This window comes from Mesorhizobium sp. P2_E7 (assembly GCF_056403855.1).
In genome coordinates this window covers 1,820,736-1,842,536 of sequence record NZ_JBFUER010000001.1, presented here as the reverse complement: position 1 = coordinate 1,842,536, position 21,801 = coordinate 1,820,736, and the positions used below count along the sequence as shown (strand labels likewise).

The following is a 21,801-nucleotide window of genomic DNA, read 5'->3' as shown; positions in this document are numbered from 1 at the left end:
CCCGGGGTAGTTCAAACATTGTCGTGGCTTCACGAAATGTTTGCAGGTTAGTAGTAGGACCGTCGCAAGCGGCGGGTGGAAAATATGAAATATATCGTCTTCATTCTGTTCACAGTCATGACCAATGCCGCGGCGCAGCTGATGCTGAAGCAAGGCATGATGTCGCTCGGCCCGATTTCGTTCGAAGGCACCAACCCGCTTCTGAAGCTCCTGCAGATCGTCTTCAGCCCATGGGTGTTCCTCGGCCTGTGCACCTTCGTCATCTCGATGGCCTCGCATCTCTATGTGCTGTCCAAGGTCGAGCTCAGCTTTGCCTATCCGTTCCTCAGCCTTGCCTATGTCGCGGTGGCGATCTTCGCCTACTTCATCTTCCGCGAGGACCTCAACGCCTGGCGCATTGCCGGCATCGCCTTCATCTGCGTCGGCACGGTGCTGATCGCGCAAAGCGGGCGCGGGCATGAGGACCAGACGGCTTCCATCAGCTCCGACAAGATCAGCAGCAGCGAGACCGTTCGATGAGACATATAATTTTCGGCGGTGACGGCTTCGTCGGCCGTCATCTTGCCCCGAAGCTTGTGGCCGACGGTGAGGATGTGGTTGTTGCCGACATCGTCAAGAGCGATCTGCCGCACTACCGTTCGGTCCGCTTCGTCACCTGCGACGTGACCGATCCGGCCTCGGTGGCCAAAGTCGGATTGAAGGCCGACGACATGGTCTACAATCTGTCGGCCAAGATGCTGTCGCCGATCCAGGTGCGCGCCAAGCGCCACGACTTCTTCTTCCCGGTGAATTTCCACGGCACCGAACACATCATGCAGGCGATGGACAAGGCTGGCGCGCCCAAGCTCGTCCACTACACCACCGACATGATCTACGGCCACACGGTGACCCAGCCGATGACCGAGGAGCACCCGGTCGCCCCGCTCGGCGAATATGGCTGGTCGAAGCAGAAGACCGAGGAGCTCGCCGCCGAATGGCGCAAGCGCGGCATGTCGGTCTCGCTGTTTCGGCCGCGCCTGATCATCGGCCCCGGCCGGCTCGGCATATTGGAAAAACTGTTCAAGCTGATCGACTGGAATTTTCCGGTGCCGATGATCGGTTCGGGCAGGAATCCCTATCAGTTCATCTCGGTGTTCGACTGCGCCGAGGCTGCCCGCGCGGCCTGGAAGGCCGGCGTGCCCAACGAGGCCTATAATCTCGGCTCGCTCAATCCGCCGCCGGTGAAAAAACTGCTCGGCGACCTGATCAAGCATGCCGGGTCGAAATCGCTGCTGATCCCGACGCCGGGCTGGGCGGTCAAGCGCACGCTCGACCTGCTCGATCTCATGAACATGCCGATCATGGATCCCGAACAATATCTGATCGCCGACGAGGAGTGCGTGCTCGACGTGTCCAAGGCCGAGCGCCAGCTCGGCTGGGTGCCGCAATATCGCGACGAGGACATGCTGATCGCCGCCTACAGCGAATACCGCGCCAAGAAGGACGGCCTTGCCGTCACCGCCAATCATGTCCCTGCCGAATAGAATGGGACGACCAGGAGAACTCCGAGATGACCGTCATGGCCAAGCCTGAGCAGACGAACGCGCGCACCATGGTCAGCGCGCCGGCGCTGTCGCCCACCACCATCGCCAAGCCCGAACTGATCAGTGTCGAGCAGGCGAAGTCGATGGATGTCGCGCGCATGACCGACCTGTTCAAGGCGCATCTCAACCCGGGCCAGCTGCACTTCATGAAGCTGCTCGGCTTCCACAAGATCAAGATCGAGCGCGCCGAAGGCATGTTCTACATCGACCAGAACGGCCGCAAGATCCTCGACTTCTTTGGCGGTTTCGGTTCGCTGGCCTTCGGCCACAACCATCCGCGCATCCTGGAGGCTCGGAAAAAGTTCCAGGAGGAAAAGCGCCAGGAAATCGCCATCGCCTTCATGTCGCAATATGCGGCGGCACTCGCGCACAACATCGCCAAATGCTCGCCCGGCGATCTCGACATGGTGTTTCTGGGCTCGTCCGGCTCGGAAGCCATGGAAGCAGCGGTGAAGCTCGCCGAGCGGGCCGCCGGGCCGAAGCGGCCGAAGATCGTCTATGCCGAGAACTCCTTCCACGGCAAGACCAAGGGCGTGCTGGGCATCACCGACGGTCAGCTCTACCGCGCCGACTTCAAGATGGCGGAGAACACGGTGCGCATTCCGTTCGCCGACATCGAGGCGGTCGAGAGGCTGTTCCGCACCGATCCCGAGGTCGGCGTCATCGTGCTCGAAACCATCCAGGGCGGCGGCGGCATCATCCAGGCACCGGCCGAATATTGGCAGAAGCTGCGCGCGCTCTGCGACCAGTATGGCGTGCTGTGGGTGGCCGACGAAGTGCAGTGCGGCTACGGCCGTTCCGGCCGCTTCTATGCCTTCGAGCACTATGGCGTCGTGCCCGATGTGACGGCGTTGGCCAAGTCGCTCGGCGCCGGCAAGGCGGCGGTCGGCGCCATGATCGCGCGGCGTGAAGTCTATATGAAGGCCTACGGCACGCCGAAGACGGCGATGATCCACGCCATGGCCACCTTCGGCGGCATGGGCGAGGCCTGCATCACGGCGATCGAGGGCATCAACGTGCTCTATGATGAGGGGCTGATCAACAATGCCGCCTCGACCGGCGACTATTTGCTGCAGCGTCTGCGGGCGCTCAAGGAGAAATATCCGAAGATCATCAAGGATGTGCGGGGCAAAGGCTTTATGGTCGGGCTCGAGTTCCACGACTTCTCGCAGACCTTGCCGATGGTGCTGCGGCCGATCGTCAGCGTGCTCGACGACAAGCTGAAGGGCTCGCTGTCAGGCTTCGTCGGCGCGCTGTTGCTGCGCGACTATGACGTGCTCGTCGCCTTCACCGAATACAACCGCAACGTCATCCGCCTCGAGCCGCCGCTGATCTGCCAGCGCGAGCATGTCGACCGTTTCGTCGATGCCTTCGACAGCCTGTTGTCGCGCGGCATCGTGTCGATCGTGAAGGATTTCGTAAAAAGCCAAGTCCGTTAAGTCCCGAGCCTGACGATGCTGAGCAAGCCTCCCGCCGCGCAAAACACACTCGACCGCCTGACCGCTGCCGCTCTGGCGTGGGGCGAGGGGACTTATGCGCGCTGGGCGGCGCCGATCGGCGCGATCGCGTTTTCGCTCTACATCCTGGTCACGGCCTTTACCGCTTGGACGATGCCCGACGCCAATTGGGACATGCTGCCCTATCTCGCCATTGCCGAGGAGGGCAGCTATCCCGATGCGCAGGCGTTGCATGACTATGCGTACAGCACGATCCAGGCGGGCGTGTCGGCCGCCGACTACAAGGCGTTGACCGACGATGGCGGCGGCTTCCGCAGCCACATGGCGCAAAGTGCCGCCGACTTCCATTCGCTGCTCGGCATGTACCGGATCAAGTTCCTTTACGCCGAGGTCCTGTCGACGATGAGCGCGGTGATGTCGCCGGTTGAGGCGATGCGGCTGCTGCAGGTCGTCTCGGTGCTGCTGTTCGGCGCGATCACGCTGCTCTGGCTGCGAACTGAAGGCGGGCTGGCGCTGGCACCGGTGGTCGGCGCGGTGCTAATCATGGCTGATTTCGGTGACGCGGCACGCGCCTCGACGCCGGATCTGTTGTGCTCGGCGCTGTTCCTCGGCGGTCTGCTTGCCTACGTGCGTGGTCGTGAAGTTGCGACCGCGGTCCTGCTCTTCCTCGCCTTCATGGCGCGGCCGGACAATATTGTTTTCCTTGCCATTTTCGCCGTGCTGCTGGTGGTTTTCCGGCAGCGGGCATGGGGCGCGCTGGCCGGCTTTGCCGCGTCCCTTGTCGCCTATTTCGCCATCTCGCACTGGGCGCAGCATCCCGGCTGGTGGCCGCATCTGTGGTTCTCCAGCATCGAGCAGCACTACAATATGGATGGCTTCGAGCCGCCGTTTTCGGTCGCCGCCTATCTCAAGGCGTTTGCCGCGTCCTTCCTTCGCGCCATTGAGCTCAACAGCTGGGTCGGCGTCTCGGTGCTGGCGCTGGCCGGGTGGTTTGCGCTCAGCCGCGCGGGCTTCCGGCTCGATCGCCGCGCGGGCATCCTGCTGGCAGCACTTGTGCTCGGCGTGCTGGCAAAATTCACCGTCTTTCCGATCCACGACACCCGCATCTATTTCCCCAACCTTCTGCCGCCCTTCCTGCTGCTGGTGGGTCCGGTCATGGCGCTGTGGGCGTCGGCAAACCTGAATGGAAGGCGGCCCATCGCCTTGCACGCCCTTCCCGGAGATAAGCCATGAGTTCTGTATCCGGTCTGGCGCGCATTGCCCTTTCACTCGGTCTGCCTGCCGGCCTGCTCGATCGCGGGCCGGCGCTGCATGGCACGAAATTCCTGGCCAAGGCGGCGCTGAAGGCGCGCTTCAGCGGTGGCGGGCAACCGTTCCAGATGGTCAATGTCGGCGCCTGCGACGGCGCGCTGTTCGACGACGTCACGCCGTGGCTGCATCGCATCCCGCGGGCGCGGGCCGTGCTGGTCGAGCCGATCCCGTACAATCAGAAGCGGCTGCGCGCCAACTATCCCGACACGACCCGATTCATCATCGAGCCGGTTGCGGTGACCAAAACCAAGGGCACGATCACCGTCCACACTTTCGATGCAGCAGCGCTCGAGGCCGGTACATTGCCAATCGAGTTCATCGGCTGCTCGTCGGTCACCGACACCAATCTGATGTCGGGCAAGAACGCCTGGGGCGAGGCCGACGCCAATTTCAACAAGTTCGCGCCGCACCTCAGGGATATCGAGGTGCCGTCGGAAACGTTGCAGACGCTGCTCGACCGCAACGGCGTCACGCATATCGACGCCTTCCTGGTCGATTGCGAGGGCGCCGACTGGATCGTCTTTGAGCAGCTCGACCTCAAGCGCTACCGTCCCGGCATGATCAAGGTCGAGGTCGGCGCACTGCCGGCCGCCGAAATCGGCCAGGTCGTGGTCAAGCTGAAGACTGCAGGCTACCAGGTCGGTTTCCAGGCCGAGGACATCTGGGCCTTCGCCTGAGCGACCGAGCCGCTTGACAAAACCACGTTTGCCCGTTCAACTTGAGGCATTCACCAGGGGGGTCCCGACAAGGGGCTGAGATACTGCTGGCTTTCGCAGCGCAGTGACCCGTTGAACCTGATCCAGTTCATACTGGCGTAGGGACGGTGCAAGCGCTTTGCGGGATTCCATGCCCGAGGTCCTGTTTCGAACAGGGCGGCCAAGGCGTCTTTTCATCCTTCCGGCACAGAACTGGGTCTCCAATGCACGAGCAAAGGAGCCTCACAATGAATGCCTTTACCCCCGCCGTTTCGACGGGACCGCTGCCTGCCTCCCGCAAGATCCACAAGCCCGGTATCGTCCATCCGCACATCGCGGTGCCGATGCGCGAAATCTCTGTTCATCCGACGGCCGGCGAGCCGCCCGTCACCGTCTACGATCCATCCGGGCCCTATACGGATCAGGCTGTCGAAACGAGCATCGAAAATGGCCTTGCCCGGCATCGCCACGAGTGGATTACGGCGCGTGGCGATGTCGAGGCCTATGACGGCCGCCATGTGCGGCCGGAAGACAACGGATTTGCCGCCGGCGAGCGTCTGACGCCGGAATTTCCGGTTCGCAACCGGCCGCTCAAAGCCACGGCAGGCAAGGCGGTGACCCAGCTTGCCTATGCGCGCGCCGGCATCATCACGCCTGAAATGGAGTTCGTTGCCATCCGCGAGAATCTCGGCCGCGAGATGCTGCGCGGCCAGTTGCAGCGCGACGGCGAAAGTTTTGGCGCTGACATCCCCGACTTCGTCACCCCGGAGTTCGTGCGCGACGAGGTGGCGCGCGGACGGGCCATCATTCCCGCCAATATCAATCATCCCGAAAGCGAGCCGATGATCATCGGCCGCAATTTCCTGGTGAAGATCAACGCCAACATCGGCAACTCGGCGGTCACCTCCTCGATGGCCGAAGAGGTGGAAAAGATGGTGTGGGCGATCCGCTGGGGCGCCGACACGGTGATGGACCTTTCGACAGGGCGCAACATTCACAACATCCGCGAATGGATCGTTCGCAATGCGCCGGTGCCGATCGGCACGGTGCCGCTCTATCAGGCGCTCGAAAAGGTCGGCGGCATCGCTGAAGACCTGACCTGGGAGGTTTATCGCGACACGCTGATCGAGCAGGCCGAGCAGGGCGTCGACTATTTTACCATCCACGCCGGCGTGCGGTTGCACTACATCCCGCTCACCGTGAACCGGGTCACCGGCATCGTCTCGCGCGGCGGCTCGATCATGGCCAAATGGTGTCTGCACCATCACCGGGAAAGCTTCCTCTATGAACACTTTGCGGAGATCTGCGACATCTGCCGCGCCTACGATGTGTCCTTCTCGCTCGGCGACGGCCTTCGTCCTGGCTCGATCGCCGACGCCAACGATGCCGCGCAATTCGCCGAACTGGAAACGCTCGGCGAACTGACGCAGATCGCCTGGGCCAAGGACTGCCAGGTGATGATCGAAGGCCCCGGCCACGTGCCGATGCACAAGATCAAGCAGAACATGGACAAGCAGCTCGCCGTCTGCGGCGAGGCGCCGTTCTACACGCTGGGGCCGCTGACGACCGACATCGCGCCGGGCTACGACCACATCACCTCCGGCATCGGCGCGGCGATGATCGGTTGGTTCGGCACCGCCATGCTCTGCTACGTGACGCCGAAGGAACATCTCGGCCTGCCGGACCGCAACGACGTCAAGACGGGGGTGATCACCTACAAGATCGCGGCCCATGCCGCCGATCTGGCCAAGGGCCATCCGGCGGCAAAGCTCAGGGACGATGCCCTTTCCCGGGCCCGGTTCGAGTTCCGCTGGGAGGACCAGTTCAACCTGTCTCTCGACCCCGAAACCGCGCGATCCTTCCACGACGAGACCTTGCCCAAGGAGGCGCACAAGCTGGCGCATTTCTGCTCCATGTGCGGGCCGAAATTCTGCTCCATGCGCATTTCCCATGACATCCGGGCCGAGGCGCAGAAGGAAGGCATGGCCGCCATGGCGGCGAAATATCGCGCCGGAGGCGACCTCTATATGCCTGTGGACGGGACCGGCTCACCGGCAACGCCGGCAGAGGGACCGGCGACGTGACGAGGGTGCTGGTCAAAGGGGCCGGCGTCGCCGGCCTCACCGCCGCCTTTGAGTTCGCCAGGCGCGGCGCGAGCGTGGTCGTTGCAGAGGCAAGGCAAAGCCTTGGCGGCAATGCGTCATGGTTTGCCGGCGGCATGCTGGCGCCATGGTGCGAGCGTGAAAGCGCCGAGCAGCCGGTTTTGGAGCTTGGACGCGGCGCGGCCGACTGGTGGGAGGCGGCAACGCCTGGCCAGGTGACACGGGCCGGGACACTGGTCGTCGCGTCGCCGCGCGATGCTGGCGAACTCGACCGGTTTGCCAGCCGTACGTCAGGGTACCGGCGTGTCGATGAAGACGAAATAGCGCTTCTGGAGCCGGATCTCGCCGGCCGCTTTCGCCGTGGACTTTTCTTCCCCGGCGAGGCCCATCTCGACCCACGCCAAGCCATGGCGGCGCTGTATGAAAAGCTCATAGCCATGGGCTCCGAATTCCGCTTCGGCACCGACGGCGATCAGCTTTCCGGTTTCGATCGCCAGATTGATTGCAAGGGAATGGCGGCGGTCAACGACAGGTTGCGCGGCGTTCGCGGCGAGATGCTGATCCTGCGTGCGCCGGATGTCTCGCTGTCGCGGCCGGTCCGGCTGCTTCATCCTCGCTTTCCGCTCTATCTGGTTCCACGCGGCGACCAGTGTTTCATGGTCGGCGCGACGATGATCGAAAGCCGGTCCGAAGAACCGGTTTCAGTCCGTTCGACGACGGAGTTGCTCAGTGCGGCCTGCGCCCTGCATCCGGCGTTCGGCGAGGCGGGCATCATCGAGACCGGTACCGGTATTCGCCCGGCCTTTTCAGACAATCTTCCGCGTGTCGAGGTTTTTGGAAACACGGTCGCGATCAACGGGCTGTATCGGCATGGCTTTCTGCTTGCGCCCGCCATGGCGCGGCTGGCCGCCGAACGCGTCTTCAATGACGACAAGGAGTTCGCACATGAAATTGACCGTCAACGGCGAAGTGCTTGAGTTCGCCACCACAACGCTGGCGGGCCTGCTCGCCGCACTCGACTATGAAGGCGACTGGCTGGCGACCGCCGTCAACAGCGAAATCGTCCACAAAGCCAATCGGGCAGAGTTCCGGTTGAGCGACGGCGACCGGATCGAAATTCTTTCACCGATGCAAGGAGGCTAGAATGTTCGAGCTTCTCGGAACAACACTATCGTCCCGGCTGCTTCTCGGCACGGCGCAATATCCGTCGCCCGCCATCCTTGCCGAGGCAGTCAAGGCATCGGGCACGTCGGTGGTGACCGTCTCCTTGCGGCGCGAGATGGCAGGCGGCAGGGCCGGCGAGAAATTCTGGTCCCTGATCGGCTCGCTCGGTGTAAAAGTCCTGCCAAATACGGCCGGCTGCCATTCCGTCAAGGAAGCCGTCACGACGGCCAGGATGGCGCGCGAGGTCTTCGGCACCTCCTGGATCAAGCTCGAAGTGATCGGCAACCACGACACGCTGCAGCCTGACGTGTTCGGCCTGGTCGAGGCCGCGCGCATCCTGTGCGACGACGGTTTTGCAGTATTCCCCTATACGACCGATGACCTTGTCGTGGCTGAGCGTCTGCTTGAAGCCGGCTGCAAGGTGCTGATGCCGTGGTGCGCGCCGATCGGCTCCGCCCTTGGTCCAATCAACATCACGGCGCTGCGCTCGATGCGCGCGCATTTCCCTGACGTTCCGTTGATCGTGGATGCGGGGCTTGGACGGCCGTCGCATGCGGCAACCGTGATGGAGTTCGGTTTTGACGCAGTGCTTTTGAACACGGCGGTTGCCAAGGCAGCCGACCCGGTTGGCATGGCGCGCGCCTTCGGCAAGGCGATCGAAGCCGGCCGCGAAGCTTTCGGTTCGGGACTGCTCGAGCCGCGCAATGTCGCCATGCCATCGACGCCGACCTTCGGCAGGGCGGTGTTCTCATGAAGCTCGACCCCTTCTACCTGGTCGTCGACAGCGCCGCCTGGATCGAGCGGCTGATACCGCTCGGCGTCAGGCTGGTGCAGCTTCGCATCAAGGACTTGGACGAGGAGCTGTTGCGTGCGGAAATCCGCAAGGCCAAAGCCTTGTGTGCCCAACACAACTGCCAACTCATCATCAACGACCACTGGCGCCTGGCAATCGAGGAAGGTTGCGACTTTGTCCATCTTGGCCAGGAGGATCTGCAGTCCGCCGACCTCGCACAGATACGGGCGGCAGGCACAAGGCTTGGATTGAGCACGCATGATCATGCCGAACTGCAAACGGCGATGGCCGCCAAACCCGATTACATTGCGCTCGGCCCCGTCTATCCAACCATCTTGAAGAAGATGAAATGGGCGCCGCAGGGCCTTGAACGGATCGGCGAATGGAAGAGCCGGGTCGCGCCTATCCCATTGGTCGCCATCGGCGGCCTCAGTCCTGACCGACTCGGTGGCGTTTTCGATGCCGGCGCCGACAGCGCCGCGGTGGTCACGGACATTACGCTCAACCCCGATCCTGAAGCGCGCGCCAGGGAATGGATTGAAAAGACGAACCGATGGCGTTGAGGCAGGATCCGCACGTGCTCGTCGTCGGCGGATCGGATTCCAGCGGCGGCGCCGGACTTGCGCGCGATATAGAGACGGTCTCGTCCGTCGGTCTGCGCAGCTGCCTTGCCGTCACCGCGGTAACGGTGCAGACGCACGACGCCGTCAGCGACATCCTTCATCTGCAACCCGGTCTGGTCGCCGATCAAATGCGGGCGGCGTTGCAAGCCAATAAAGTTGCGGCCATCAAGATCGGCATGCTGGCAACCGCGCCGATTGCCGTTGCCGTCGCCGCCGTGCTGCGTGAAAATCCATCGATACCGGCAGTGCTGGATCCGGTGATGGCTTCCACTTCGGGCCGGGCGCTTCTGGCCGCCGATGCCGTCGCTCTCATGAAGCGCGATCTGATGCCGCTTTGTCGCCTGGTCACACCAAATCTGCTCGAACTGGCGCTGCTTGTCGGCGCGGAACCGGCAACGGATGAGGACGGCCTGCTGAGACAGGGCCGGGAATTGCTGGCCGCCACCGGCATTCAGGCTCTGCTGATCAAGGGCGGGCATGCGAAGGGGGACAGGTCGACTGACATCCTGCTGGTTCCGGACAGGGAACTGGTCCGTTTCGATACGCCGCGCCTTGCCGTATCGATGCGCGGGACGGGATGCATGCTGGCCAGCGCGATCGCGGCGCATCTGGCGAAGGCGAGGGCGCTTGAAGACAGCGTGCGCGACGGCAAGCAGCTGGTCTTCGAGGAGCTTGTCAACACCGGTGTCACTCACTCGTCGCCAGGCAATGCCGGCCCGCGCCGTTCGGCCATGTAGCGGCCGGGCGAGGTGCCGAGCGCTTTCCTGAACATGGTCACGAAACTGCCGGCGCTTTCATAGCCGAGGTCGAGCGCCACGCTCTGGATCGAAGCGCCCGTGGCCATGCGTTGCAGCGCCAGCATGATCGTCAGCTGCTGGCGCCAGCGGCCGAAGCTCATTCCAGTTTCACGCGCAAGAATGCGCGCCAGCGTTCGTTCGCTGAGCCCGGCGCGGCTCGCCCATGTCTCCATCGTGCCGCGATCGGCAGGTTCTGGAGGCGATCGGCCTCGGCGACGCCACCCTGGTCGAGCGTGTCGCTGGCGAAGCACATCTTGGCGCGGTTGCCACCCAAACATCCTCCCTTGCCGCCGGCGGTGCGCATTTCGTGCTGACCGGCAAGGCGCAGTCGATCCAGCATGTGAGCCGCGCGCTGAAAACCGCTGGCGTCGGCTCGTCGCGGATCAAAGCCAAGGCCTATTGGGCGCCGGGCAAGACCGGGCTGGACTGAGCCGGCCAGGACATTCTGCCCCATGGTCGCACGGCCTTTTGCCAATGTCGCAAACAGGCTTCAATAGCCCTACCGGTCCGCCCTATAGTCCGCCCGCTTTATTCCTTTGGAGTCGCGGGCAATGGCAGAGTTTCCGAAACAGGCGAAGGTCGTCATCGTCGGCCTGGGTGGTATTGTCGGCGCATCGATCGCCCATCATCTGATCGAGCGCGGCTGGACCGACATTGTCGGCATCGACAAGTCGGGCATCCCGACCGATATCGGCTCGACCGCGCATGCCTCCGACTTCTGCTACACGACCAGCCATGACTTCCTGTCCTGCTGGACGACGCTCTATTCCATCGATTTCTACGAGAAGATGGGCCACTACGCCCGTATCGGCGGCCTTGAAGTGGCGCGCGTCGGCGACGACAGCCGCATGGATGAGATCAAGCGCAAGATCGCCTCGGCCAAGTCCTTCGGCACCCGCGCCCGGCTGATCGAGCCGGCCGAGATCAAGGAAAAGTTCCCGCTGATCGAAGAGTCCATGGTGCAGGGCGGCCTGTGGGATCCGGATGCAGGCCTGGTCATCCCGCGTTCGCAGACGGTCGCCGGCAAGCTGGTCGACCAGGCTGAGGCTTCGGGCAAGCTGAAATCCTTCGCCAATACGCCGGCCAAATCCCTCATTGTCGAGGATGGCCGCATCAAGGGTGTCGTCACCGACCGCGGCACCATCATGGCCGACTATGTCATCGTCTGCGCCGGCATCTGGGGCCGATTGATTGCCGAAATGGTCGGCGAAGACCTGCCGGTGATGCCGATCGACCATCCGCTGACCTTCTTCGGCCCCTACAACGAGTTTGCCGGCACCGGCAAGGAGATCGGCTGGCCACTGCTGCGCGACCAGGGCAATTCGGCCTATATGCGCGACACCGGCGACCCCAAGACCGCCGAGGGCGGCCAGATCGAGTGGGGCTATTACGAGGAAAACAATCCGCGCCTCTGCCATCCGCGCGATTTGCTGGAGAAGGACCAGGCGCGGCTGTCGCCGTCGCAGCGCGATCTCGACATGGAACAAATCCTGGCGCCGCTCGAGCGCGCCATGGAGCTGACGCCGATCCTGGGCGAGCTCGGTTACAACGAAAGCCATTCCTTCAACGGCCTGCTGCAGGTGACCGCCGATGGCGGCCCGTCCATGGGCGAGAGCCAGAAGGTGCGGGGCCTCTGGTATGCCGTCGCCATCTGGGTCAAGGACGGCCCCGGCATGGGCAAGCTGATCGCCGACTGGATGACCGACGGCCGCACGGAGATCGACCACCACGCCATCGACTATGCACGCTTCTATCCGCACCAGACGAAAGAGCAGTTCATCTGGGATCGCTGCACCGAGACGGCGATGAAGGTTTACAATCCCGCGGTGCATCCGCGCGAGCCGTTCTCCAAGGGCCGCAACATCAGGCGCTCGCCGTTCTGGGAGCGCGAGAAAGAACTCGGCGGCTACTTCATGGAACTGGGCGGCTGGGAGCGCGCGCATGGCTATGCCGCCAACGAGCACCTGCTGGAGAAGTATGGCAATCGGGTTCCCGTGCGTGAGAACGAATGGGACAACCGCCATTTCTGGCGCGTGTCCAATGCCGAGCATCTGGCGATGAGCGAGGATTGCGGCATCGTCAACCTCTCTCACTTCTCCATGTATGACGTCGAAGGTCCCGACCATGTCGCGCTGCTGGAATGGCTGTGCGCAGCCAAGATCGGCGGCGACAACAACATCGGCAAAGGCATCTACACCCACTTCCTCGACGAGGAAGGCATGGTGCGCGCCGACTTTACCGTCATCCGCATGGCCGACCGCTGCCGTGTCATCGACGGCGCCGACGCCGGCCCGCGCGACTTCCGCTACATGCAGCGCACCGCGCAGGACAAAGGCTTTGATGTCACCGTCACCGACGTGACCGAGAAGTATGTCACCATCGGCATCTGGGGTCCGAACGCGCGTGCGACCTTGCAGAAGGTGGTCGAGAATCCTGAGGGGCTGTCGATCGAGAATTTCCCGTTCGCGGCGATCAAGCCGGTCAGGATCGGCGGAAAGGATGTCACCGCCTTCCGCATCTCCTATGTCGGCGAGCAGGGCTGGGAGTTGCATATGCGCTACGAGGACGGCCTCGCCGTCTGGGACGCGCTACGCTCGACCGGCGTCATGCCTTTCGGCGTCGAGACCTATGCCAACACCCGGCGCATGGAAAAAAGCCTGCGCCTGCAGAATGCCGACCTGTTGACCGAGTACAATCTGCTGGAAGCCGATCTCGCGCGTCCGAAGGTCAAGGAGAACGATTTCTGCGGCAAGGCGAAGCACGTGGAATACCGCGCCCGCGAGCACCAGCCGGCCATCCTGTGCACGCTGGTGATGACCGAGAACGTCGATAAGAAGGGTGTTGCCCGCTATCCCGTCGGCACGATGCCGGTGATGGATCCGAAGACGGGCGAGACGCTGGTCGACGAACTCGGCCGCCGTTCCTTCACGACGTCGATGGCCTATGGCCCGACCATCGGCAAGAACATTGGCCTCGCCTATCTGCCCTGGGCCCATGCCCAGGAAGGCCGCAAGTTCGCCATTGAATATTTCGGCGAGACCTATCCGGTCGAGGTGGCTGCTGTCGGCTACAAGCCGCTCTACGACCCGGAGAATCTGAAGCCGAGAAGTTGAGCGCCGCCAGTTTCCCGACCGGGGCTCTGGTGCGACGCAAAGCAAGCGAATGAAAGCCCGGCGCTCTGCCGGGCTTTTCTCTTTTTAAGCGGGCAATTCTCGCCTACCGTTGCTTCGGGCGGAGTGATGCATTTGCGGCGATTTGGCTGGGACCGAAAGAACGATGCGCTGGTGTTCAGCCTGAAGGGGAACATTCCGGTTTACGTCAGCTGGACCTTTGCCATCCCTGTCATCCTGCCCTTTCTGCATGAATGGTCGACGCGTCCCAAAACCGCGCTGATCCACACGTCAATCTTTGCCGTGCTGTTCTTCGGATCGGTGTTCCTACATGAACTGGCGCATGCATGGGCCGCCCGCCGGCAAGGGATCGGCACCGACAGGATTGAGCTCTATCTGTTTGGCGGCGTGGCCTACTTCAAGCGCGGTGCAACCTCGCCCTATGGCTGGGCGTGGATTGCATTTGCCGGCCCCTTGGCCAACATCCTGTTGGCGGCGTTTTTCGTTGCTTCCTACTACGTGATCGCCAGGCCCTCGGCGCCCGTAGAAACGGACAGCCTGTTCAGTGCGCCGCCACCAATGCCGATGACTTATCTCGCGTGGACGCTATGGGTCGGCGCCTTGTTGAACGGAATTCTGGCCATTCTCAACATTCTGCCGGCATATCCCCTCGATGGTGGAATGATCGCCCGGCATTTGCTCGCGCGGCGCTTCGGCGAGGCGCGCGCAGCTCGTATCGTAGGGTTCTGTGGTGTCGTGCTCTCAATATTGCGTTTTGCCGTGATCCTGCCAGCTGCGGTCGCCGGCATCCTGTTGTGGCTGCCGCCATCGTTCAAGCCGAACTGGAGGGCGCTTCGCGGCGTCGGCAGAACGAAGACGGGTCCGCGGCCGGAGCCGGAGAGGGCCACTGTTGATGATGTGGAATGGCGCGGGAAGGGCGGGCGGCCGATCGACAGATGAGGCCGAACCGCTACTGCTGTTTCCGAGATTAGACGCAGAACCGGCAGGCCGCCTTTTCCCTTTGTCGGCCGCTGATTCTCGCTTACCTTGCGGCATGTCTGCTTTTTCGCGCGCAAGACATTTCCTTTCCGGCAGCGCCGCGCTGGCGCTGGGGCTCTGTCTGGCGCCGGCAGTTCATGCCGCCGAGCCGGTCGATGTCGAGCTGGTGCTGGCCGTCGACGTGTCCCTGTCGATGTCGCCGGCCGAACTCGAGATACAGCGTCACGGCTATGCGGCTGCGCTGACGCACGACAATGTGCTGCAAGCGATTGCCGACGGCGCCTATGGCAAGGTCGCCGTCACCTATGTCGAATGGGCGGGAGCGACCACGCAGGTGGTCGTCGTGCCGTGGACGGTGATCGCCAGCCGGGCCGACGCGGAACGGGTTGCCGCGCAGCTTTCCGCTCATCCGCCGGCCAGCGCCCGGCGCACCTCGATATCCGGCGCGCTGGAATTCGGCAGCGACCTTTTCGCCGAAAGCGGCTTCCAGGGGACAAAGCGCGTCATCGACATTTCCGGTGACGGGCCCAACAATCAGGGCGCGCCCGTCGACATCACCCGCGACGCGGTGGTCAAGCAAGGCATCATCATCAACGGCCTGCCGCTGATGACGCGCGGCGGCGGGTTTGGCGGCTACGACGTCAACAATCTCGACCGCTACTACAGCGACTGCGTTATCGGCGGGCCTGGCGCCTTCATGATCCCCGTCAATGACTGGACGCAGTTTCCCGAAGCCATCCGCCGCAAGCTGGTGCTGGAGCTGGCCGGCCCCGCTTCGCCGCAATGGGCAAGCGAAGAAGCCGCTCACCCGCCGGTGGTGCTGGCGCAGGACCGGCCGACCGACTGCCAGGTCGGCGAAAAAATGTGGCGCGACCGCAGCTGGATGTTCGACGCTCACTAGGCTTGCCTTGGCTGGCAGACGATTGCCTTCAGGACAATGCGTTGCGGATCAGACGGTCCAATGCGTCCGCCATGCGCGGCGGGGACGCGACTTTCCCAGCGTCAAGCGGAATCCTGCCAGGCGTCTTGTTGGCGTCCATCAGGTAGGTCTTGCCGTCATGTACGGCGAAGTCGAACTTGCCATAGTCGAAGCCCAATTCCTTGCGTCGACGGCGCAGGTCTTCAGGGACTGGGCAAATTTCGCTGCGAAACACCGTCGCGCCCTTGATGATGCGGTCGCGTGAGACGAAGCGACCGCAAAAATCATAGTCGCCGCAAAAGACCCAGTAGCGCAGGGCAAACCCGTCAGGCTCGATTTCAGGCAGGAACCGTTCGACCAGCAGGGCCGGGTCATCGAAAGCCGCCGGCGGTACCAGCGAAGGGCTTTCGAACACGTCATATTCCTTCATCACCAAGGCGTCGGGGAACGGCGCGGGCCTTCCCGCCCGCGTGGCGCGAGCGTTTATGCGTGCTTCCGGCAGGCCGCTGCAGTTCAGGTTGCCCTTGACGATGACCGGGCCTTTCCAGCCGTCACCTTGGATCACCCTGGCGACGCTGATACGGTGTTTCGAGATATCGCTTACGCCGACATTCAGGCAAAGCGGGAAGCGACGGCCATATTCGCTGTAGGCCGGTTCGACCAGCGTAGCGTCGACGTGAAGAATGGCCGCATCGCCCCTCGCTCGGCTCGATGGCCCTTTGGCGATCTCCCACGAATGACCGTGCCGGCGCAGTTCCTCGAGGATGCCGTGGATCATGTAGCTGCTCTGGGCGCGTCGGAAAATCTTGCGCTCGAGCAAGCGGTCATGCTCGTGCGTGATCACCACGATGTGCGCCATCTGGCCCCCCGGCCGCTTCCGTTTCAGCAAGTGGTAATATAAAGCCCTGTTCCGGGGAACTACAAAAGGGGGTGATCGGCATGTCCGACCTGTGGGCACAAATCGGCAGAACCTGGGATCTGTTCAAGCCGCCGATGCGGCCGCATGCCGATGTCGTCGGCGTGCTGAGACGCGAGCTCGATACCGATGCGGCCGACCTGGCATTGCTTGGCGTCACGCCGGAATTCGCCCGGCTCGGCCGGAGCCTGGTTGCCGTCGATGCCAACCCGCATATGATCGGCGCGCTGTGGATCGGTGACGACGCCTCCAGAAAGGCGGTTGCCGGGAACTGGCTGGACCTGCCTTTGCCCGACAAGAGCCTCGACGTCATTGTCGGCGACGGTTGCCTGTCGGCGGTGACGACCGAGGCGCAGCGGCTGAAATGCCTTGAAGAAATGGCCCGTGTGCTACGGCCCGGCGGCCGCGCCGGCATCAGGCTGTTTGCGCGGCCCAAGTCTGCGGAGCCCCTCGAAGCCATCAAGGCCGACGCGCTTTCCGGTCGGGTCAGGGCGCTGGCCGAGATCGTTCTTCGCATTGCCTTGTCGCTGCCGGCTGCCGCGCCGGACTACGGCCTGAAGATGTCGGCCGTGTGGGACGCCATCGTCGACATGTTTGGTGACCGAACCGCCTTGATGGCGGCTGGCGGCTGGCAGCCGGACGATTTCGGCTTCATCAACCTCTACAAGGATTCCGACACGATCTGCTGCTGGCTGGGCGAGGACCTGCATGTGGCGGAAGCGTCGCGCTACTTCGAGGATGTCCGCCTCGTTGCCAGCGGCGATTATCCGGTGGCCGAGCGGTGTCCGGTCCTGGTCGTCAGGTCGCCACGCAAGTAGCTCGAACAGATCGAGGCGCGTCCGAGAGGACGCGCCGTACTGAAGAGCTTCAGGCGGCCAGCAGCTGCTTGCGGTCGACGCGCTCCTGCTGCGGCGAGCGGGCGTAGAGCTCGCGGTAGCATTTGGAGAAATGCGAGGCCGAGACGAAGCCGCAGGCGACCGCCACCTCGACCACCGGCATCGACGACTGGATCAAGAGGTGCCGGGCGCGGTCGAGGCGGATTTCGAGATAGTAGCGGGCAGGGGACCTGCCCATCTCGGTGCGGAACAGGCGCTCGATCTGGCGGCGCGACAGGTCGACATGGTCGGCGATCTCGATCAGCGACAGCGGCTCGGAGAGGTTGCCTTCCATCAGTTCGATGATGGTCAGCACTTTCGAATTCTGCACGCCGAGGCGGGCGCGCAGCGGCAGGCGCTGGCGGTCTGTCGGGCTGCGCACGCGGTCGGTCAGCACCTGTTCGCAGACACGATTGACCAGATTGTCGTCGAAATCGTCGCCGATCAGCTTCAGCATCATGTCGAGCGCGGCGGTGCCGCCGGCGCAGGTGTAGATGTTCTGGTCGATCTCGAAGAGGTCGGCAAAGACATTGGCCTTCGGAAAAGCCTCGGAAAAGCCCGGCAGATTCTCCCAGTGGATGGCGCAGCGCTTGTTGGACAACAGGCCGGCGGCGGCGAGGATATGCGCGCCGGTGCACAGGCCGCCGACGGCGACGCCTCTGTTATACTCCTCGCGCAGCCAGGCGAAAGCCGACCTGTTCTGGTAGCGCTCGACATTCACGCCGCTGCAGACGATGGCCATGTTCGGCCGGTCCGGTCCGGCCATCTTCTTGCGCTCTTCTTCGAGCGAGGTGTTGACAGCGCATTCGACGCCGTTGGAGGCGCGCACCGGCTTGCCGTCGATGCTGGCGAGGCGCCAGCAATAGGCCTCATAGCCGAGCATGCGGTTGGCCGAGCGCAGCGGGTCGAGCGCCGTCGCAAAGGCGATCATGGTGAAGTCGGGGACGAGGAAGAATACAAACGATCGCTTGATCGGATGCTTTACGGCGTTCAAGGGAACCTCACGCAGCCATGGCGCGAACAGGATGTCGCGAACAGCATAGCGACATCAGGAAAAACCATTCCTGTCAATCGGCTAGGCGGCCAAGTAGCAACTAATTTTGCGACATGGGTCGCAAATGGGCAATTGTCCGGGATGACGGGCAAAGGCTGCCGCCGGAATGAGCATCGCTACCCCGCAACATCGGCTTCAGAACGAAAAACGCCGCCTCGGTCAAACCGAAGCGGCGCTGTAATCGACTGTCGACAGCGGCAGGGAGCGCTGCGCGGTAGTCGTGATCTCAGGCGACGAAGCCGAGGCGCACCGCATTCATGGCGCCGGTCTGGCCGGGCATGGTGTTGGCAAGGCGCTGGCGCTCGAGAGCGGTCGTCAGGTTCATTTCGCGGCGGGGGAAAAGGCGGGCAAAAAGCTTCATCATCATCTCCTATCGGTTGCTCAGACGGGTCGCCTTCGCTTGATGGAGTGGGGCAGCTCGTTTGCTGGCGCTGATATAGGCGTGTGTGAGCAGAAACTAAATCGCAAATGCGAAGCGCTTGAATGGAAATGCGACATCGATTGCGACATTTCTGGGCATTCTGCCTAAAATTTACGATTACTTACAACGTGTTAAGCGCGACATTGAGGCGTTATGCAACTTGCACATATGCGCCATGCAGTGGCAACATGGCTCTGAAATTCATTTGAGTACGAATAAAATAGAGAAGGCCTGCCGGGCTGGTCTGCGCGGCAGGCCTTCAGCACATGATACACAATGGTTTACTTTGCTCCAGCCCAGGATCCGACGCCGTGGCGTGCACCGGTCTTGGCGTCGGCAGCTTCAGGCCAGCCGATATCCTTCTGCAGTTCGATCGGCAGCGAGCGGATCGCACGTTCGGTCTGGAAGCGGGCGCGGGCCGCGCTGAACTCGGTCGCAAGCCGACCGATGGATGACAGGATAGACATTTCATTCTCCTTTGGTTGTGGCACGTCCCGCACGAACGCGTTTCGTCGCCGGGATATTCCGTACCGATGCAGTTTTGTGTCAGGAGCTTTTCGACCCAGGGCACGTCCTGCCTTCGATGGAGTTGACTATCCTCCCAATCTGATGTTCAATCAAACGAAATGGAATGATGCTTCACATCAGAAAAATTGAAGGTCGATCCCGATGAACGCCCCACTCAATCATCCGCTGCCGCTGCTCGATCTCGACGTTTTGCGCACCTTCGTGGCCATTGCGGAGACCGGCAGCTTCACCACCGCTGCCAATGCGGTGTTCCGTACGCCGTCGGCGGTCTCCATGCAGATCAAGAAGCTCGAGGACATCCTCGGCCGCTCGGTCTTCGCGCGCGATGCGCGCTCGGTGACGTTGACCACCGATGGCGAGATGCTGCTCGGCTATGCCCGCAGGCTGCTGTCGATCAACCGTGAGGTGGTGTCCAAGTTCATCATCCCCGAGATCGTCGGTGTGGTGCGGCTCGGATCGCCGGACGATTATGGCGAGCGCGTGCTGCCACATGTCTTGAAGCGCTTCGCGCAATCGCATCCGTCGATTGCCGTCGACGTCACCATCGACCAGAGCAGCAATCTGCGCCGGCGCATGGACGACCGGGCGCTTGACATCACGCTGTTGACCAATTCCTACAAGACCAGCGCGCTCGGTGCCGAGGTTCTGCTGACCGAGCCGATCGTCTGGGCCGGCGCCAAGGGCGGCAGCGCGCATCTGCGCGAGCCTTTGCCGGTGTCGTTGTGGGAAGAGGGCTGCGCCTGGCGGGCCGGCGCGCTCGATGCGCTGAGCCGTGAGGGCCGCAACTACCGCATCGCCTATATGAGTGCGCATACGGCCGGCCAGCGCGCCGCCATCATGTCGGATCTCGCGGTGGCACCGCTGCCGAAGTCGTTCCTCGGCAACGACATGGTCGAACTATGCCCGAAGGACGGCATGCCCGATATCGGCACCTACAATCTGGCGATGGTGGTGTCGCCGGACGCCAGCGCGCCGGTCAAGGCCGTCGCCGACCACATCCGCGCGACCTTCGAACTGTTCCGGGAAACCGGAAAGTTCTGATCTATTCCGCTGCTTCCGCAGGGCGCGCGGCGAAAGCGGTTCGCGCTCTGCGCGGCGCAGTTGCGCGCCGCCTGGTGGGCTCACCGGCGAGGAAAGTGACGATGCTGTCCCTGGCGCGGCGCGCCTCCGGCATCTCGATCAGCGGCCAGACGTGGAACATGCCTTCCTCGTAGACGACGTCGATATCGACGCCGGCAGCGCGCGCCTTTTTGGCGAAGATCAGATTGTCGGGGCTGAGCAGGTCATGCGAGCCGGTCAGAAGCAGGGTCTGCGGCAGCACCGAGAGGTCGCCGTAGAGCGGGCTGATATGCCAGTCGCTGCGATCGATGCCGGCACTGTACATGCGTATCGCCTCCAGCCCGCCGGGAATGCCGAGCCACGGATCGTTGCGTTCCGCCTCGAACACTTCCGGGTTGGACAGCGACATGTCGAGGCCGGGCGAAATCAGCACGTGGCGCGACGGCAAGGGCAGGCCTTCTTCGGCCGCCATCATGGTCAGCACCACGGCCATGTTGCCGCCGGCGGAATCGCCCATGAAGACGATGTCTTCGGCGTCCGTCTCATCCAGCATCTGCCGGTAGACGTCGCCGACCATGCCGAACATGGCGTGGAAATCATGCTCGGGGGCAATCGGGTAGATCGGCACGGTGATGCCAAAACCCAGCCGTTCGGCCATCTCGGCGATCAGCCCCCAATGATAGGAGGTGATCTGGAAGACAAAGGCGCCGCCATGCATGTAGAGGATGCGCCTGCGCTCGCCGGCCTTCGGCGCGATCTCGTAGACGGGAAAGCCATCGACGCTGCGCTCGGTGATATCGAGCCGTTCACGCAGCAATGCCGGCGGATGGTAGTCCTCGGTCTTGCGTGCATAGGCGATCCAGCGCTGCAGATTTTCCGGGCTGGCAAACGCCTTCTTCCGGCTATGCCGGAGTATGAAGGAAACGAGGTGGCTTTTGAAACTGGGCATTCGAATACACAAGCTCGGCCGCAGCCGACTAAGAGAATTCCCCTACTATCTCGAACATCGTACCTCCAGCCGAAATGTCAAGAATTTGGCCCAACGCAACACGGTTGTTTGATCAACCGAGCTTGCAGTTTTCCCGCAAATGCGCTCAGCGCCGCGGCAGCAGCGCGGCGCGCAGCTTGATGTCGGTCGTCGCCGGGACCACGCGGCGGCCCCGGCGTTTGGTCAGCAATTTGCATTTGTCGGCGAAGGTCATCAGCGGCCCGAGCCCAGGATCAGGCGCGTCAGGTTAGCCTGGGCGTCGATGCGCGGCGACACGGGCCAGCCAAGGTCCTTCTGCACTTCGGGCGGCAGGCTGTTCATGGCGCGCACGGACTGGGCATGCTTGATGGCCGCACGAAAACGGCCGAGGCTGTTGAACATCGTCATTCTCCTTTGAAGCGTTGTGA

General features: G+C 62.9%; 23 protein-coding genes, 1 pseudogene and 1 riboswitch. Of the genes and pseudogenes, 17 read left to right on the top strand and 7 right to left on the bottom strand.

The features are described 5' to 3' along the window. The first annotated feature begins 84 nt into the window (after nt 1–84). The 11 genes from AC1DYC_RS09360 (at nt 85) to AC1DYC_RS09310 (ending at nt 10,465) form a co-directional block, all read left to right on the top strand. Entirely contained in the window at nt 85–519 is a 435-nt protein-coding gene (locus AC1DYC_RS09360; RefSeq protein WP_477342087.1) for an EamA family transporter, read from the top strand. After that, entirely contained in the window at nt 516–1,523 is a 1,008-nt protein-coding gene (locus AC1DYC_RS09355) for an NAD-dependent epimerase/dehydratase family protein (protein WP_477405671.1), read from the top strand. Before AC1DYC_RS09360 ends, AC1DYC_RS09355 begins: the two co-directional genes overlap by 4 nt. A gap of 68 nt (nt 1,524–1,591) precedes the next feature. Further along, on the top strand, nt 1,592–3,022 hold the full coding sequence (locus tag AC1DYC_RS09350; protein ID WP_477408227.1) for an aspartate aminotransferase family protein: 1,431 nt from the start codon (nt 1,592–1,594) through the stop codon (nt 3,020–3,022). A 15-nt stretch (nt 3,023–3,037) separates the two neighbouring features. Further along, nucleotides 3,038–4,273: a hypothetical protein gene (locus AC1DYC_RS09345; RefSeq protein ID WP_477405669.1), complete on the top strand. Its 1,236-nt coding sequence runs from the start codon at nt 3,038–3,040 to the stop codon at nt 4,271–4,273. Then, nucleotides 4,270–5,028 carry an FkbM family methyltransferase gene (locus AC1DYC_RS09340; RefSeq protein WP_477307448.1) on the top strand — a complete coding sequence of 253 codons (759 nt, stop codon included), beginning with the start codon at nt 4,270–4,272 and terminating at the stop codon, nt 5,026–5,028. Before AC1DYC_RS09345 ends, AC1DYC_RS09340 begins: the two co-directional genes overlap by 4 nt. 45 nt (nt 5,029–5,073) lie before the next feature. Continuing rightward, nucleotides 5,074–5,190: riboswitch (TPP riboswitch) on the top strand. A gap of 104 nt (nt 5,191–5,294) precedes the next feature. Beyond that, complete coding sequence (gene thiC, locus AC1DYC_RS09335) at nt 5,295–7,130, top strand: phosphomethylpyrimidine synthase ThiC (RefSeq protein ID WP_477405667.1); 1,836 nt, start codon at nt 5,295–5,297, stop codon at nt 7,128–7,130. Then, nucleotides 7,127–8,125, top strand: a complete 999-nt coding sequence (gene thiO, locus AC1DYC_RS09330; RefSeq protein WP_477405665.1) for a glycine oxidase ThiO — start codon at nt 7,127–7,129, stop codon at nt 8,123–8,125. Before thiC ends, thiO begins: the two co-directional genes overlap by 4 nt. After that, a complete protein-coding gene (gene thiS / locus AC1DYC_RS09325) occupies nt 8,094–8,291 on the top strand; it encodes a sulfur carrier protein ThiS (protein ID WP_477307442.1) in 198 nt (65 codons plus the stop codon). The genes thiO and thiS overlap by 32 nt, the downstream gene beginning before the upstream one ends. A 1-nt stretch (nt 8,292) precedes the next feature. Further along, nucleotides 8,293–9,066 carry a thiazole synthase gene (locus AC1DYC_RS09320; protein ID WP_477405663.1) on the top strand — a complete coding sequence of 258 codons (774 nt, stop codon included), beginning with the start codon at nt 8,293–8,295 and terminating at the stop codon, nt 9,064–9,066. Then, the gene (locus AC1DYC_RS09315) at nt 9,063–9,668 is read left to right on the top strand and encodes a thiamine phosphate synthase (protein ID WP_477405661.1); all 606 of its coding nucleotides are present in this window, start codon (nt 9,063–9,065) and stop codon (nt 9,666–9,668) included. The genes AC1DYC_RS09320 and AC1DYC_RS09315 overlap by 4 nt, the downstream gene beginning before the upstream one ends. Continuing rightward, nucleotides 9,659–10,465 carry a hydroxymethylpyrimidine/phosphomethylpyrimidine kinase gene (locus tag AC1DYC_RS09310; protein WP_477405660.1) on the top strand — a complete coding sequence of 269 codons (807 nt, stop codon included), beginning with the start codon at nt 9,659–9,661 and terminating at the stop codon, nt 10,463–10,465. The genes AC1DYC_RS09315 and AC1DYC_RS09310 overlap by 10 nt, the downstream gene beginning before the upstream one ends. Here AC1DYC_RS09310 and AC1DYC_RS09305 read toward each other — a convergent pair. Then, nucleotides 10,420–10,716: pseudogene (locus AC1DYC_RS09305) on the bottom strand (helix-turn-helix domain-containing protein); the annotation flags it as partial. The gene AC1DYC_RS09310 and the pseudogene AC1DYC_RS09305 sit on opposite strands and share 46 nt — an antisense overlap. Here AC1DYC_RS09305 and AC1DYC_RS09300 point away from each other — a divergent pair. From AC1DYC_RS09300 to AC1DYC_RS09285, 4 genes are all read left to right on the top strand, one after another. Further along, entirely contained in the window at nt 10,689–10,955 is a 267-nt protein-coding gene (locus AC1DYC_RS09300; RefSeq protein WP_477408340.1) for a hypothetical protein, read from the top strand. The pseudogene AC1DYC_RS09305 and the gene AC1DYC_RS09300 sit on opposite strands and share 28 nt — an antisense overlap. A gap of 121 nt (nt 10,956–11,076) precedes the next feature. Continuing rightward, nucleotides 11,077–13,638 carry a GcvT family protein gene (locus AC1DYC_RS09295; RefSeq protein WP_477405658.1) on the top strand — a complete coding sequence of 854 codons (2,562 nt, stop codon included), beginning with the start codon at nt 11,077–11,079 and terminating at the stop codon, nt 13,636–13,638. Between the two features lie 126 nt (nt 13,639–13,764). Further along, entirely contained in the window at nt 13,765–14,595 is an 831-nt protein-coding gene (locus AC1DYC_RS09290) for a M50 family metallopeptidase (RefSeq protein ID WP_477405656.1), read from the top strand. A 94-nt stretch (nt 14,596–14,689) separates the two neighbouring features. Continuing rightward, nucleotides 14,690–15,535 carry a DUF1194 domain-containing protein gene (locus AC1DYC_RS09285; protein WP_477405654.1) on the top strand — a complete coding sequence of 282 codons (846 nt, stop codon included), beginning with the start codon at nt 14,690–14,692 and terminating at the stop codon, nt 15,533–15,535. 28 nt (nt 15,536–15,563) lie between these two features. Here the strand turns inward: AC1DYC_RS09285 and AC1DYC_RS09280 are convergent, their stop codons facing one another. Next, nucleotides 15,564–16,412, bottom strand: coding sequence for a hypothetical protein (locus AC1DYC_RS09280; protein WP_477405652.1), 849 nt, complete (start codon nt 16,410–16,412; stop codon nt 15,564–15,566). Nucleotides 16,413–16,492: 80 nt separating this feature from the next. Here AC1DYC_RS09280 and AC1DYC_RS09275 point away from each other — a divergent pair, with 80 nt between their 5' ends. Beyond that, on the top strand, nt 16,493–17,287 hold the full coding sequence (locus AC1DYC_RS09275; protein ID WP_477405650.1) for a class I SAM-dependent methyltransferase: 795 nt from the start codon (nt 16,493–16,495) through the stop codon (nt 17,285–17,287). 49 nt (nt 17,288–17,336) lie between these two features. Here the strand turns inward: AC1DYC_RS09275 and AC1DYC_RS09270 are convergent, their stop codons facing one another. From AC1DYC_RS09270 to AC1DYC_RS09260, 3 genes are all read right to left on the bottom strand, one after another. Continuing rightward, nucleotides 17,337–18,275, bottom strand: a complete 939-nt coding sequence (locus tag AC1DYC_RS09270; RefSeq protein WP_348643807.1) for a GlxA family transcriptional regulator — start codon at nt 18,273–18,275, stop codon at nt 17,337–17,339. A gap of 349 nt (nt 18,276–18,624) precedes the next feature. After that, the gene (locus AC1DYC_RS09265; RefSeq protein ID WP_112565447.1) at nt 18,625–18,759 is read right to left on the bottom strand and encodes a hypothetical protein; all 135 of its coding nucleotides are present in this window, start codon (nt 18,757–18,759) and stop codon (nt 18,625–18,627) included. A gap of 341 nt (nt 18,760–19,100) precedes the next feature. Further along, nucleotides 19,101–19,286 carry a hypothetical protein gene (locus tag AC1DYC_RS09260; protein ID WP_477405648.1) on the bottom strand — a complete coding sequence of 62 codons (186 nt, stop codon included), beginning with the start codon at nt 19,284–19,286 and terminating at the stop codon, nt 19,101–19,103. Between the two features lie 202 nt (nt 19,287–19,488). On the opposite strand from AC1DYC_RS09260, the gene AC1DYC_RS09255 reads away from it, so the two are divergent. Continuing rightward, the gene (locus tag AC1DYC_RS09255; protein ID WP_023670389.1) at nt 19,489–20,388 is read left to right on the top strand and encodes a LysR substrate-binding domain-containing protein; all 900 of its coding nucleotides are present in this window, start codon (nt 19,489–19,491) and stop codon (nt 20,386–20,388) included. Between the two features lies 1 nt (nt 20,389). Here the strand turns inward: AC1DYC_RS09255 and AC1DYC_RS09250 are convergent, their stop codons facing one another. Together AC1DYC_RS09250 and AC1DYC_RS09245 are read right to left on the bottom strand one after the other, a co-directional pair. Next, nucleotides 20,390–21,355 (bottom strand): alpha/beta hydrolase, encoded by a 966-nt coding sequence (locus tag AC1DYC_RS09250; RefSeq protein WP_477405646.1) that lies wholly within the window; start codon nt 21,353–21,355, stop codon nt 20,390–20,392. A 252-nt stretch (nt 21,356–21,607) separates the two neighbouring features. Continuing rightward, nucleotides 21,608–21,775: a hypothetical protein gene (locus AC1DYC_RS09245; protein WP_477307422.1), complete on the bottom strand. Its 168-nt coding sequence runs from the start codon at nt 21,773–21,775 to the stop codon at nt 21,608–21,610. Between the last annotated feature and the right edge of the window lie 26 nt (nt 21,776–21,801).